General features: G+C 64.3%; 6 protein-coding genes and 7 pseudogenes. 6 read left to right on the top strand and 7 right to left on the bottom strand.

Features of this window, described 5'->3' with window-relative positions:
* A partial coding sequence (locus G3436_RS08840; RefSeq protein ID WP_163943703.1) for a LysR family transcriptional regulator occupies nt 1-518 on the bottom strand: 518 nt, incomplete at its 3' end.
* Nucleotides 519-623: 105 nt separating this feature from the next.
* Here G3436_RS08840 and G3436_RS08835 point away from each other — a divergent pair.
* From G3436_RS08835 to nhaA, 4 genes and pseudogenes are all read left to right on the top strand, one after another.
* Nucleotides 624-1232 carry a short chain dehydrogenase gene (locus G3436_RS08835; RefSeq protein WP_163943700.1) on the top strand — a complete coding sequence of 203 codons (609 nt, stop codon included), beginning with the start codon at nt 624-626 and terminating at the stop codon, nt 1230-1232.
* Nucleotides 1233-1302: 70 nt separating this feature from the next.
* A complete protein-coding gene (locus G3436_RS08830) occupies nt 1303-1977 on the top strand; it encodes a COG3650 family protein (protein ID WP_163943699.1) in 675 nt (224 codons plus the stop codon).
* Between the two features lie 81 nt (nt 1978-2058).
* Nucleotides 2059-3695, top strand: a pseudogene (locus G3436_RS08825) (NAD(P)/FAD-dependent oxidoreductase).
* Between the two features lie 135 nt (nt 3696-3830).
* A pseudogene (gene nhaA, locus G3436_RS08820) lies at nt 3831-5011 on the top strand (Na+/H+ antiporter NhaA).
* A 67-nt stretch (nt 5012-5078) separates the two neighbouring features.
* Here nhaA and G3436_RS08815 read toward each other — a convergent pair.
* Nucleotides 5079-5542 (bottom strand): annotated as a pseudogene (locus G3436_RS08815) (outer membrane lipoprotein).
* Between the two features lie 147 nt (nt 5543-5689).
* On the opposite strand from G3436_RS08815, the gene G3436_RS08810 reads away from it, so the two are divergent.
* Nucleotides 5690-5926 (top strand): hypothetical protein, encoded by a 237-nt coding sequence (locus G3436_RS08810; protein ID WP_163943697.1) that lies wholly within the window; start codon nt 5690-5692, stop codon nt 5924-5926.
* Here G3436_RS08810 and pdxH read toward each other — a convergent pair.
* From pdxH to dinG, 5 genes and pseudogenes are all read right to left on the bottom strand, one after another.
* Entirely contained in the window at nt 5923-6570 is a 648-nt protein-coding gene (gene pdxH, locus G3436_RS08805) for a pyridoxamine 5'-phosphate oxidase (RefSeq protein ID WP_163943695.1), read from the bottom strand. The genes G3436_RS08810 and pdxH overlap by 4 nt on opposite strands.
* A gap of 18 nt (nt 6571-6588) precedes the next feature.
* A complete protein-coding gene (locus G3436_RS08800; RefSeq protein ID WP_163943693.1) occupies nt 6589-7557 on the bottom strand; it encodes an OmpA family protein in 969 nt (322 codons plus the stop codon).
* Nucleotides 7558-7655: 98 nt separating this feature from the next.
* Nucleotides 7656-8800 (bottom strand): annotated as a pseudogene (locus G3436_RS27095) (serine hydrolase domain-containing protein).
* A gap of 141 nt (nt 8801-8941) precedes the next feature.
* Nucleotides 8942-11166, bottom strand: a pseudogene (locus G3436_RS08790) (beta-agarase).
* Between the two features lie 81 nt (nt 11167-11247).
* Nucleotides 11248-13393, bottom strand: a pseudogene (dinG, locus tag G3436_RS08785) (ATP-dependent DNA helicase DinG).
* A gap of 96 nt (nt 13394-13489) precedes the next feature.
* Here dinG and G3436_RS08780 point away from each other — a divergent pair.
* Nucleotides 13490-13953, top strand: a pseudogene (locus G3436_RS08780) (CopD family protein).
* Nucleotides 13954-14122: the final 169 nt, after the last annotated feature.

Here is a 14122-nt window from a genome sequence, read left to right as displayed (position 1 = left end):
GCCAGGTACGCCGGGCTGGCGCAGGTCAGCTCCTGCATGGCCAGCAACGGCCGCGCCACCAGACGCTCGTCGCTGCCCGGGCTCTGCCGGATCGCCAGGTCGAAGCCGTCGCGCAGCAGGTCACGGTAGGCGTTGTCCAGCTCCAGCTCGATCTGCAGGTCCGGGTACTGGCCCCCCAGTTCAAGCAGCAAACCTTCGAAAAACGTCTCGCCCAGCGACACCGGCACGGTGACGCGCACAGGGCCTGCCAGGTCGTCCTTGAGCCGCGACAACGCCTGGCGCGCCTGGCTCAGTTGGCGTACCAGCGCCTGCGCCTGCGGCAACAGCGCCGCGCCCGCCGCGGTCAGGCTCAGGCGCCGTGTGGTGCGGTGCAACAGCTTGACCGAATGACTGCTCTCCAACTGGCTGATGCGCTTGGACAACTGGCCCTTGCTCCAGCCCAGTTGCTCGGCCGCCAGGGTAAAGCTACCGGCATCCATCAATACGGCAAACGCAGCCAGGTCGTCGTAGTCACTCATGGATTGTTTCCACATGAAAACCAAAGGTTGCCCATTAGCACGCTTATCCGCAGAAAAATCCACTCTAGACTCAAACCTCGTCCTCACCCAGCAAGGAACTGTCCCATGAAAATTCTGTTGATCGGCGCCAGCGGCACCATCGGCTCGGCCGTGGCCCACGAACTGCAACAGCGTCACGCGGTGATCCGCATCGGCCGCAACAGCGGCGATTACCAGGCCGACATCAGCGACAGCGGCTCGATCCGCCGCCTGTTCGAACAGACCGGCCGCTTCGACGCCCTGGTATGCACGGCGGGCAACGTGACCTTCAAGCCGCTGGCCGAAATGAGCGAACAAGACTTCGCCCTGGGCCTGAACGACAAGCTCATGGGCCAGGTCAACCTGCTGCTGATCGGGCGCGAATTCATCAATGATGGCGGCTCGTTCACCTTCACCACCGGCATCACCAGCCGCGACCCGATTGCCACCGGCAGTTCAGCCAGCCTGGTCAATGGTGCCATCGATGCCTTCGTGCGCGCCGCCGCCATCGAGTTGCCACGCGGCCTGCGGGTCAACGCCATCAGCCCCACCGTGCTGGTCGAAGCGATGCCAGGCTACGCGCCGTACTTTCGCGGGTTCAAGCCGGTACCGGGCGCCGAGGTGGCACTGGCCTATGCCAAGAGTGTCGAGGGCCTGCAGACCGGCCAGACCTACCACGTGGGCTACACCGCCTAGGGCCTTGTGATTGCGCGCCAGGCTGCGTAACGTGACGGCACTTTTATGCACCCGCTGCCGGAGCCCCCTGATGCGTGCCGTCCCTTCGCTGCTGTTAGCCGCCCTGTTGCCCCTGTTCGCTGGCTGCCAACTGCTGGCCAAACAACCCGAGACGGTGTCCAACGCCGGTACCACCCGTCTGCAGGGCGAGCTGTCGGCTGCCGGTGGCCAACTGCTGTTCAAGCCATGTGAAGAGAACCGCCGCTTCGTGGTCAGCGATATCGGCAATACCGGCCTGCTGCAGGAGGCCTCGGCCCTGGCCGCTACCCCGGGCACGCTGTTCGCCGACGTACGCGGCACGCTGGCCGCCAGCCAGGGCGCGGGCAATGACGGTCAGTTCAACGTGCAGCAGCTGTACCGTGTCGAGCATTCCTCCAGCGCCTGCAGCGACCCCAACTTCAAGCGCCTGACCCTGCGCGCCAGCGGCCATGAACCGGACTGGAACCTCAAAGCCAGCGGCAAGGGCATGGTGCTCGACCGCCCGGGCCAGCCGTCGCTCGCGGTGCCCTACCTGGAGGAGCAACTGCCCGACGGGCGCTTTGCCCTGAGCACCGAAGCCAACGGCCAGCGCGTGGACCTGTGGGTAGCCCCGCAACGCTGTGTCGACAGCGCCACCGGCGCGGTCAGCCACCTCAGCGCCGAGCTGCGCATCGACGGCCAGACCCTGCGCGGCTGCGGCTACTACGGCGGCTCGCGCAACGAGTGATCGGCGGCGTGCGTTTAACCTGCCTTTAGCCGCCACGAACAGCTTATACTTGGCGGTTTATGCAAAGCCGCCGGCCCTTCCATGGCCGGGATACTGGACCCTGTCATGCTACGAATCACTGAACTGAAGTTGCCGCTGGATCACCCTGACGAAGCCCTGCGCGAAGCCATCGTGCAGCGCCTGGGGATCAGCGACGACCAGCTGCTGGACTTCACCCTGTTCAAACGCAGCTACGATGCGCGCAAGAAGAACACCGAACTGCTGTTCATCTACACCATCGACCTGACGGCCAGCGACGAAGCCGCGCTGCTGCACAAATTCGCCGACGATCACAACATCACCCCGGCGCCGGACGTCAGCTACAAGCCGGTTGGCCAGGCCCCGGCCGAGCTTGCCGAACGCCCGATCGTGGTCGGCTTCGGCCCGTGCGGGATCTTCGCCGGCCTGCTGCTGGCGCAGATGGGCTTCAAGCCGATCATCCTCGAACGCGGCAAGGAAGTGCGCCAGCGCACCAAGGACACCTGGGGCCTGTGGCGCAAGAGCGTGCTCAACCCCGAGTCCAACGTGCAGTTCGGCGAAGGCGGCGCAGGCACCTTCTCCGACGGCAAGCTGTACAGCCAGATCAAAGACCCCAAACACCACGGCCGCAAGGTGCTGCACGAGTTCGTCAAGGCCGGTGCGCCGGACGAGATCCTGTACGTCAACAAGCCGCACATCGGCACCTTCCGCCTGACCGGCATGGTCGAGAACATGCGCCAGCAGATCGAGGCGATGGGGGGCGAAGTACGTTTCGAACAGAAGGTCACCGACCTGATCAGTGAAGGTGAACAGCTCACCGGCGTGGTACTGGAAAGTGGCGAGCAACTGCAGTCGCGTCACGTTGTGCTGGCGCTGGGGCACAGTGCCCGCGATACCTTCCGCATGCTGCATGCGCGTGGCGTGTTCATGGAAGCCAAGCCATTCTCCATCGGCTTTCGTATCGAGCACCCGCAAACCCTGATCGACCAGGCACGCCTGGGCAAGTATGCCGGGCACCCGAAACTCGGCGCCGCCGATTACAAACTGGTTTACCACGCCAAGAACGGGCGTTCGGTGTACAGCTTCTGCATGTGCCCGGGCGGTACCGTAGTGGCCGCCACCAGCGAGCCGGGGCGTGTGGTGACCAACGGCATGAGCCAGTACTCGCGCAACGAACGCAATGCCAACTCGGGGATCGTGGTCGGCATCACGCCCGAGCAGGACTACCCGGGCGGCCCGCTGGCCGGCATCGAGCTGCAGGAACGCCTGGAAAGCCTGGCCTATGAACTCGGTGGCAGCAATTACCAGGCACCGGCGCAACTGGTCGGCGACTTCGTCGCGGGCCGCCGTCCAGCGCACTGGGCAGTGTCGAACCCTCATACAAGCCGGGCGTGAGCCTGGGCGACCTGGCGCTGAGCCTGCCGGCGTTCGCCATCGAGGCGATCCGCGAGGCACTGCCGGCGTTCGACCGCCAGATCAAGGGCTATAACCTGCCGGATGCGGTATTGACCGGGATCGAGACGCGCACCTCGTCGCCGCTGCGCATTACCCGTGATGCCTCGCTGCAGAGCCTGAACCTGAAGGGCTTGTTCCCGGCGGGTGAAGGGGCTGGCTATGCCGGCGGGATTCTGTCGGCGGGTGTGGACGGGATCCGGATTGCGGAGGCTGTGGCGCGCAGCCTGTTGGGTATCGAAGAATGATGTAGCGTTACGTGCCCTTTCGCCAGCGAAGGGGCCGCAACAGCTTATAACAAAAAAGAATATAGTATTTGTTTTAAAGAATAACGCCACAAGGTAGGGTGACCCTCTTTTGAATTTCAGGATGGAGGAGCACCCTTGCCTCTACGTACTACGTTCACGCGTTTTTTCCAGCTCGAATCAGCCAGCGGCCTGCTGCTGATCGGTGCTGCCGCCCTTGCGCTGATCATCAACAATTCGCCCCTCTCCTACCTCTACAACGGCCTGCTCGATGTACCGGTGGTGGCGCAGGTGGGTGCACTGAAGATCGCCAAGCCCCTGCTGCTGTGGATCAACGACGGCCTGATGGCCCTGTTCTTCCTGCTGATCGGCCTTGAGGTCAAGCGCGAGATCATCGACGGCCACCTGTCCAAACCCTCGCAGATCGTACTGCCAGGTGCGGCGGCCATCGGCGGCATGGTGGTACCGGCGCTGATCTACTACTTCCTCAACAAGGACAACCCCGCCGCCGTGGTCGGCTGGGCCATCCCTACCGCCACCGACATCGCGTTCGCCCTGGGCGTACTGGCGCTGCTCGGCAAACGCGTGCCGGTGTCGCTGAAACTGTTCCTGATGACCCTGGCGATCATCGACGACCTGGGGGCGATCATCGTCATTGCGCTGTTCTACTCGGGCGCCCTCTCCACCCTGTCGCTGATGCTGGCCGCCGCCTGCCTGGTGGCGCTGGTGGCGATGAACCGGCTGGGGGTGGTGAAACTGGGGCCGTACATGGTGATCGGCCTGATCCTGTGGGTCTGCGTGCTCAAGAGCGGCGTACACGCCACCCTGGCCGGGGTGACCCTGGCACTGACCATCCCGCTGCGCACCCGAAATGCCGAACCCTCGCCGCTGCTTAGCCTGGAGCACGCCCTGCACCCGTGGGTGGCCTACGGCATCCTGCCGCTGTTCGCCTTCGCCAATGCCGGCGTTTCACTGGCCGGGGTCAGCATGGAGAGCTTCACCCATCACGTACCGATGGGCATCGCCGTGGGCCTGCTGCTGGGCAAGACGGTGGGCGTATTCGGCCTGACCTGGCTGGCCATAAAACTGGGCCTGGCCGCCTTGCCGGCGGCGCGAACTGGGGCCAGGTGCTGGGGGTGGCCATCCTGTGCGGCATCGGCTTCACCATGAGCCTGTTCGTCGGCTCGCTGGCCTTCGTGCCGGGCAGCAGCGAGTTTGCCGGCATGGACCGCATGGGCATCCTCACCGGCTCCATACTGGCAGCATTGATCGGCTATGCGGTTACCGCACTGGCCAGCCGCAAGGCCGTCAGCGCCTAGAGAATCGACGGCCATAAAAAACCCCGACCGGCCATGCCGCGTCGGGGTTTTGTTTGCCTGCTCGGTCTCAGTGAGAAACCCTGCTGGTACCGTCTACGGTCATGATCCGAACACGTTCGCCGACACGGAAAATCTCGTTTTGCTGAACCTGCTGGACATAGGCGCGCATGCTGCCATCGTCTTCGCGCACGGTGATTTCCACGCCCTGGGTGCGGGTCAGGCCTTCTTCGGCGGCCGAACCGGCCAAGCCACCGGCAACTGCGCCAATGACCGCGGCAACAATGCTGCCGCGACCGCCGCCCACCGCACTACCGGCCACGCCACCGACGATGCGCCCGCGCCACCGCCGATCGGGGTCTTGGTGCCCTCGATCTTGACCGGCCGCAAGGATTCGATGGTGCCCATGCGAACCTGCTGCACACGACGGGCCTCATCACGGGAATAGGAATCACCGGTCAGGTTGGAGGCACAACCGCCGAGCAGCAGTGACATCGTCGTGAACGATGCCACCAGCAGAACTGATTTACGCATAGGATCATCTCCAGAAGACAGGTATTGATTAGACTCCGCGCATTGACCACTGTCACGACACGCGATGTATAAAATTGCTTCCATTCAGCGTCGGTACAGGCTGTGAGTCGCCACAGCCACCGCCACACTCAACAGGCAAGGATAGACATGGATTACTTCATCATCGCCATTACCACCCTGGCGGGTCTGTATTTCCACGGCTGGTTGTATGTACGCATCAAGCGCTGGATGGACCGTGACCTGGCCCTGTCGTTGGCCGGGGACGACGAATACAAACGAAACTTCATGCTACAACGTCTGGACAACGCCCGAGCGCAAAAGGTCAAACGCAAAGATCTGGCGGCCTGGCTGGAACGCGCGGCCGCCGAGTATCGCCGCGGTTAAGGCGCCAGGCGCTCGCGCAGCCACAGCCCCTGCTTGAGGCGGTAGTTGAGGCGGTCATGCAGCCGGCTCGGGCGGCCCTGCCAGAACTCGATGCGCTCCGGCAGCAGGCGGTAGCCGCCCCAATGCTCGGGGCAGTGTGGCTGGGTGTCGCTGAAGCGCGCTTCGGTCGCCTTGACCAACCCCTCGAGCTCCTCGCGATTGGCGATGACCCGGCTCTGCGGCGACGCCCAGGCCCCCAGGCGACTGCCCAGCGGGCGTACCTGGTAATACGCATCGGACTCTTGCGCGGTGACTTTCACCACCTTGCCCTCGATACGCACCTGACGCTCAAGGGTGGGCCAGAAGAACGTCATGGCGGCAAACGGGTTGGCACGCAAGTGGTGGCCCTTGGCGCTTTCGTAGTTGGTGAAGAAGGTAAAGCCCTGCTCGTCCAGCCCCTTGAGCAGCAGGATGCGACAATGCGGCCGCCCCTCGCCATCCACCGTGGCCAGGGTCATGGCATTGGCCTCGACCGGCGGCTGCTCGGTCTTGACCGCGTCGGCAAACCATTGATGAAACAGCGCGAACGGCTCGGCCGGCGCCTGGGCTTCGGTCAACCCGTCACGGGTGTAGTCGCGGCGCATATCGGCCAGGGTCTGGGTCATTACTGCGTTCCTTGACGATCAGTTGGTCTTCGCAGGGCTGGTGGCAGCGACTTTCTTCGCGGCCGGGGCGGCGTTCTTGGCGGCAGGCTTGGCCGCAGCCGTTTTCTTGGCAGCGGGTTTGGCCGCTGCTGGTTTTTTTGCCGCCGGTTTGGCGGCGGCCTTCGCCGCTGGCTTGGCGGCAGGTTTGACGGCAGGCTTGGCCGGGGCCTTGGCATCCTGCACCGCGACCAGTTCGGCCGGGCTCGGGGTTGGCTGCTGGTACTTGGCAACCAGCGCGAGCATGGTGTTCTGCGGCGTCAACATCAGTTCCACACGACGATTCAAGGCACGGCCCTGCAGGCTGTCGTTGGCTGCCCGCGGGTTAACCGAACCCATGCCGCGCAGCATCAGGCGATCACGCTGCAAACCGCTGAGGCGGAAAATCGCCGCGATCGATTGTGCACGTTCCTGGCTCAGCTTCTGGTTGAGCGCCGCCGCACCGCTGGTGTCGGCATGGCCCAGTACCAGCACGGCGGTTTTGGTGTCGCTCTCGATCACCTTGGCCACCCGAGTGATCGGGCCCAGGGTGACCGGCAGCAGCATGGCCGGGCGGTCGGGATTGTACGAAGAGTCGACCGGTACGGTCACCACCAGTACGTCTTCGCGGCGCTCGAGTTCGAACTTGCTGTCCTTGATCGCCTCGCGCAACTTGGGCTCGTAAGCATCCAGCCAGGCCTGGGTGGCCTTGACGTCTATTTTCGGCACGGCCTGGGCCTGCACCTTGTCACTGTCGCCAAACGGCCACCACCAACGGCTGCCGCTGTCGGACTTGGCATCCGCCTTGGCGACCTTCTCGGTGACCACGTCCTTCACTTCCTTGTCGGCGACCTTGTCCGAACCGAACGGCCACCAGCCATTGCCACTGTCGGCCGAACCGTTCTGAGGGTGCTGCGCGCAACCGGTCACGGCCAGGCACAGGGCGAGAACTAAGGTTTTATGTGAAGACATCAGCGATACACCATGAAAATGAAAGAAATTTGACCCAACAGCGCAGGCTGTTGGAATCCAGAATAGACGTTGGGTTCCGGCAAATGGGGCTTACCCGATCAAAGGCAGCCGGCCAGTACCCGAACCAGTTTCTGTGCACGCGGGTCCATCAGCACATAGGGGCCCAGTGTATTGGTGACGAAGCCGAAAGCTACGTCGTACTCCGGGTCGGCGAAACCGACCGAGCCACCTGCGCCCGGGTGACCAAAGGCCTTTGCGCCCAGCCCAAAGGTCGCGTTGGCCACGTTTGGCTGGTCGAGCATGCAACCCAGGCCGAAGCGGGTTTGCGTGAGCAGGGTCTTGTCCTCGCCCAGGCTGTGTTCACGGGTCAGTTCATCGAGCAGTTCCGATTCCAGCAGGCTGCCATCGAGCAGGCCGGCGTAGAACCCGGCCAGGCTGCGGGCATTACCGTGGCCGTTGGCCGCGGGTTGCTGCATACGTCGCCACTCGGGCTTGTTGGTGCTGGTCAGGATCGCTGGCGGGTTGGTGAAGGCGCGGGTCGAGAGTGCCTCGGCTCGCGCATTGTGACCTGCAGCAAGCGCCTGGCCGCCTCGTCTCCCGGGTTGCCTTTGCCCCGAGCGATGTGCGCGACACGGTAGAACTCTTCGTCGGCCAGTCCCACATGGAAATCCAGCCCCAGCGGTTTGGCGGTGCGGGCCACTATCGACTCGCCCGGGCCACGCCCATCGGCGCGGCGAATCAGCTCGCCAATCAGCCAGCCGTAGGTAATCGCGGCATAACCGTGGCCGGTGCCCGGTGTCCACCAGGGGGTTTCAGCGGCCAGCGTGTCGACCATGGTCTGCCAGTCGTAGAGTGCTTCGGGTGCCAGCAGTTGGCGAATGGCTGGCAGGCCGGCCTGGTGGCACAGCAACTGGCGCAGGCTGATCGCCTGCTTGCCGGCCTGGGCGAACTCCGGCCAGTAGCGGGCAACGGGGGCGTCCAGCGCCAGTTTACCTTCGGCCACCAGTTGCAGAGCGGTGACGGCGGTGAAGGTCTTGGTGCAGGAGAACAGGTTGGCGAGGGTATCGGAGTGCCAGGCTTGCTGGCCGTCCTTGTCGGCGCTGCCGGCCCAGAGGTCGACGACCGTTTCGCCGCCGACCTGGATGCACAGGGCGGCGCCGCGTTCCTGAGGATCATCGAAAAGGGCCGCGAAGGCTTCACGTACCGCTTCGAACTGGAGTTCGTAATGACCCTGAATCTGCACCCGTTGTGCTCCTGGCGTGTTGCGTCATGAAAGGGCAGGCATTGTTTGAGGTTTTTGGGAACAGTGCAAGGCCGGGCGGCAGGAGGATAAAGGCCTGCCAGATCGGCGTTGGCCGCCTTGTTTGCCCGGCCTTGAATCTGTTTATCGACCCGGCGCAGGCGCCTTGCCCACCTGCTCCAGCGCACCCAGGTTGCTCCTGCGCACACTCTCCACAAAGCCCTGGAACGGCACGTCGGTAATAGCCACCAGGCCGAAATGACCATTCTCGCCATCCAGCAACCGCCCACTGGCCGGCTGGTCGAGGTACTGGAACCAATGCACCCCCACGATCGAAGGCTCCTGCAACGCCGCCTTCACGAACTTGGCATACGCCGGCCCGCGATCCTCCTCCCGCGCCACTTCCATCGGTCCCGGCCCGAACGGCCCACGATCACGCGAACCAAACTGGAACTCCGACACCAACACCGGCTTGTCCAGCGCAGCAAGCTGCGCGAAGTCATAGCCATCCTGCGGCGTTGGCGCATACACGTTGAAACTCAGTACATCGCAGTACTTGGCACACGCGGCCACAGCCTCGGGCGTGCTCAACGCAAAACGCCCACCCAGCAACAGGTGGTTTGGTGCATGCCACTTCAACGAATCGGCAATGGTCTTGAAGTAGGTCTCGGCAAACACACGCTGGAAATACTTGAAGTCAGCCTCGATCTCCGGATATTCGGGGCTCGGCAACGGCGGCTCGAAACCCGGGTCTTCCATCAGTTCCCATGCCGTCAGCTCGATACCCCAGGCCTTGGACAGACCAGCCTGGTTGCGGTACTTGTCACGCAACTGCTTGAGGAACGCGCGCTTGGCCGGCACGTCGGTAGTCAGGCGCAAAGTGCCGTAGGCCAGCGCATAGCGCGCCTTGGGCCCCTCGCCTGGGGCTGCCCAGGCCAGTTCGTTGTCGGCAAAATAGCCGATCAGCCACGGATCATCCCGGTGATCACGCGCAGCGATGGCCACGGCACGTTCGGTCGCCATGGCAAAGCGCGGGTCGAACGGATCGGGCATCGCCCCCCACCAGTCCATACCCGTGCTGATGCTGGTGTAGTCCCCACCAATCGAAAGCGGCAAAGTGTAGGCGACACGCTTGGCCTGCAAGCCGTTGTCGCTCCAGTTGCCCAGGGTGTTGAAACCCCACGCCTGCAGACGGTCCAGGCTGTGGCCCTGCCAACGCGGTGCATCGAAGGCCGGGCACGGCGGCGTGGCCTGCTCGGCCGTCGGCGCGGCGCAGGGCTTGGCGTGGCTGCGATGCAGGTTGGCCGCGTAGAAGTCGAACCAGCGGCCCTGGGCGAACCCACGTCCCAGCGAAGAGCCGTTGCCGTCCTGGTTGTTGCCCTTGCCGTAATACTGCGCCAGCGGGGTTTGCGCCTCGGGCAGCGCGCTGAACATCGATTCGCGACCCTCGACATAGGTGCGCCCACCCTCGGCAGCCACCGCGTTGACGCCCAGCGAATAGAACGGATTGCCCTCGGGGGTCACCAGAAACCAGCGCCCATCGCGCTTTTCGGTACGAAAGAAACCCTTGGCCTCGAACGCAGTGCCACCGCTCACGCCACCGTAGGTGTCGCGCTTGAGCCTGCCCTGCTCGGCCAGCCAGCCCTTGAGTTGCTGCTGCTCACGCTGCGCTGCCGCCTTGAGCTGGTCATCGTTGACGATCTTTTCCGGCCAGCGGCCGCGGGTGAACTGGCCATAGCCGTCGATCAGCCCGGTGTACGCCGCCGTTTGCAGCGCATTGTCATCCTGTATACCGAAGCGCTCCACGAGGATGCTCTGGGCCACCTTGGGCTTGGGTATCGACAGGGTCACCGAGACCACCTGCTTGAGGTCGACTTCGCCCGCGCTGCTGGTCAGCAACATGCGCTGGCCATCCTGCTGCCAGGGCATCGGCGGGCCCACACGCATACCATGGCTCAGCGGCGAACTGGCAGTGAGCGGCACCAGCACGGTCTGCGCCGGGCCAGCCGGCAGGTCGATGCGGCTGGTGAGGGTCTTGCCATCGCTGCCCAGCACCGTGACATCCACCGTCACGGCCCAGTCCATCGCGCTTTGCAGGCGCAAGGTGATGGCGGTGCACCAGACCAGTCCCACACGCCGGTTTGCGGGCTCAACGTGAGTTTCGGCCGCTCGACCGGGTTGAACACCACGCGGCGCAGCACCTCGCCCTCGGCCGTCTGCTCTGCATTGTATTGAGGCAGGCTGGCATCTTCGGTCACCACATTGACCACCGAGGCCGGGCGCACGAAGTTGAATAGCGTCTGTTGCCCGGCGAGCAGCGGCGCGCTGAACAACAGTGCAAAAACAGCAGGCAGGGTACGGCGCAACATAGGGCTGGAGTTCTCCTTGATGGCCCTTGCGGGCCTTGATCTGAGTGATAGACAACACCGTGCTCAAAAGCGCGGCGAAGCTCAGGAAATTTCCCGGCGAAAGGGCGGCAGCGCATTCAGGATAGCCTTGCCGTAGCGTTGCGTGACCACGCGTCGGTCGAGCAAGGTGATGGTGCCGCGGTCCTCTTCGGTACGCAGCAACCGGCCGCAGGCCTGGATCAGGCGCAACGAGGCATCGGGCACGGCGATTTCCATGAACGGATTGCCGCCCCGCGCCTCGATCCACTCGGCCAGGGCCGCCTCGACCGGATCGTCCGGTACCGCGAAGGGGATCTTGGCGATGACCACGTGCTCGCAATAGGCACCTGGCAAGTCGACCCCTTCGGCAAAGCTGGCCAGGCCGAACAGAACGCTGGAATCCCCCCCCGTCGACCCGTGCCTTGTGCTTGTTGAGGGTTTCCTGCTTGGACAGGTTGCCCTGGATGAACACCTGCTTGCGCCAGTCGCGGTCCAGCCCGTCGAACACGTCCTGCATCTGCTTGCGCGACGAGAACAGCACCAGCGAACCGCGCGAACCTTCAACCAGTTCTGGCAGGTCACGAATGATCGCCGCCGTGTGCGCCGGGGCATCGCGCGGGTCGGCGCGCAGGTCGGGAACCCGCAGCACGCCAGCATCGACGTGGTGGAACGGGCTCGGCACCACGGCGGTCACCGCCAGCTTGGGCAGGCCGGCGCGCATGCGAAAACGGTCGAACTTGCCCAGCGCCGTCAGCGTGGCCGACGTCACCAGGGCGCCGTGGGCGACGCTCCACAGGTTGCGGCGCAGCATCTCGGCCGCAAGGATGGGGCTGGCGTTGACTTCGATGTCGAACAGCGCGCCGCTTTCGGCCAGGGTCAGCCAGCGCGCCATGGGCGGGCTGTCTTCGGGGTCTTCGGCGGTGAACGCAGTCCACAGCTCCCAGTTGCTCTGGGCGCGGGTCTGCAGGCTGCCGAACAGCGGATACCACTCTTCGGCCTGGTGGCTCGGGATGCCGATGCTGACTTCCGCGTCCATGCCTTCCTTGAGCAGCTCGGTGAGCCGCGTGAACAGGTCGGTAAGACGCGAAAAGCCCTTCTTCAGCTCAATGCCCATCTCGCGCATGTGCTCGGGCACTACCCCGCCGATGAAGCGGTAGCGCGGCCGCTCGCGGCCTTCCATGTCTTCGCCGGGGCGAAACTCTGCCACCTGCTCGCAGGCGCTGAACATGAACTGCTGCTGGGCCTTGATCTCGCGCGCCAGCTCCGGTACCTGCTCGATGAACTTGCCCAGGTCGCCCGGCAGCGGGTTCTGCGCCAGCAGCTTGGCCAGGTTCTTGGCCGTCTGCTCCAGCCAGTCGGCGGTGGAACGCAGCCGCGTGTAGTGGGCAAAGTGGCCGATGGCCTTGTCGGGCAGGTGATGGCCTTCGTCGAACACATAGATGGTGTCGCGCGGGTCGGGCAGCACGGCGCCGCCGCCCAGGGCGAGGTCAGCCAGCACCATGTCGTGGTTGGTGACGATCACATCGACCTTGCCCATGCCTTCACGGGCCTTGTAGAAGGTGCACTGGCCGAAGTTGGGGCAATGGCGCCCGGTACACTGGCTGTGATCGGTGGTCAGGCGCGACCAGTCCTGGTCTTCCAGGGCCTGGGGCCAACTGTCGCGGTCGCCGTCCCATTTGTTGCCGGCGAGCTTCTCGATCATGCTGGTGAAGAGCTTCTGGCTGGCTTCGTCCACCTCGATGCGAAAGCCTTCCTCCTCAAACAGCTGGGCGGTGGCGGTTTGCGCGTGGCCTTCCTGCAGCAGCACGTCGAGCTTGGACAGGCACAGGTAGCGACCACGGCCCTTGGCCAGCGCGAAGCTGAAGTTCAGCCCGCTGTTGCGCATCAGGTCGGGCAGGTCCTTGAACACGATCTGTTCCTGCAGGGCCACGGTGGCGGTGGCGATCACCAGGCGCTTGCCGGCGGCCTTGGCGGCCGGGATCGAGGCCAGGCTGTAGGCCACCGTCTTGCCGGTACCGGTACCGGCCTCGACCGCGACCACGGCCGGTTCGCCGCTGCGCCGCCCTTCATCGTCCACGGCGATGTCGCCCAGCACCTTGGCCACTTCGGCGATCATCAGACGCTGGCCGTAGCGGGGCTTGAGGCTCTTGGCTTCGAGAAAACGCGAATAGGCGCCCTGAATCTGGGATTTGAGTTCGTTGCTGATCATGGTGTCGGGCGCCCAAAGGGCTGGATATATTTTCAGTGTTTCGATTGGGTCGCTATCATACCCCGCTATTGCCCCTTGCGCCGAATGGAGTTCCAGATGACCGCCTTTGCCCTGCCCTACAGCCTGCATTTACTGGCCGCCTTGATCTGGGTGGGCGGGATGTTCTTTGCCTGGCTGATCCTGCGTCCGGCCATGCTGGCCGCGCTTGACGGGCCGGCGCGGCTGAAGCTGTGGGTAGAAGTGTTTCAGCGTTTTTTCGTGTGGGTGTGGGTGGCCGTGGCGGTGCTGGCGATCACCGGCGTGGGCATGATGCACCTGCGCTTTTCGGGGTTCGAGACGGCGCCGCGCTATGTGCAGGTGATGATCGGTGGCGGGATCGCGATGTTTGCGCTGTTCCTGCGAATTCAGGCGTTGCTGCTGCCCGAGTTGCGTACAGCGGTGCAGGCGCAGGATTGGCTGGCGGGTGCCGCAGTACTGGCACGCATTCGGCGCTGGTGGGGGTGAACCTGCTGCTGGGGGTGGCGGTGGTGCTGGTGGCCTCGACCCGGCTGCTGGTATGAGGTGCCCTTTTCGCTGGCAAGCCAGCTCCCACAGGGTTCACTGCCGTGCTTGTGGAAGCTGCTGCATGAAGGGGCCGTGAAGGCTACAACCGCTGCAGGATCAATTCACCACTGGCCCCGGCCAACCCCGGCTGCCCAGGCTGCCCCGGCTTGCCCGCCGCGCCCTTTG

Source organism: Pseudomonas brassicae, from assembly GCF_010671725.1.
Taxonomy (GTDB): domain Bacteria; phylum Pseudomonadota; class Gammaproteobacteria; order Pseudomonadales; family Pseudomonadaceae; genus Aquipseudomonas; species Aquipseudomonas brassicae.
This window is presented reverse-complemented; position numbering and strand designations above follow the sequence as displayed.

Coding starts and splice junctions, on each gene's coding strand:
- G3436_RS08835 (WP_163943700.1), top strand. CDS start 624: ATGAAAATTCTGTTGATCGGCGCCAGCGGCACCATCGGCTCGGCCGTG.
- G3436_RS08830 (WP_163943699.1), top strand. CDS start 1,303: ATGCGTGCCGTCCCTTCGCTGCTGTTAGCCGCCCTGTTGCCCCTGTTC.
- G3436_RS08810 (WP_163943697.1), top strand. CDS start 5,690: ATGGATTACTTCATCATCGCCATTACCACCCTGGCGGGTCTGTATTTC.
- pdxH (WP_163943695.1), bottom strand. CDS start 6,570: ATGACCCAGACCCTGGCCGATATGCGCCGCGACTACACCCGTGACGGG.
- G3436_RS08800 (WP_163943693.1), bottom strand. CDS start 7,557: ATGTCTTCACATAAAACCTTAGTTCTCGCCCTGTGCCTGGCCGTGACC.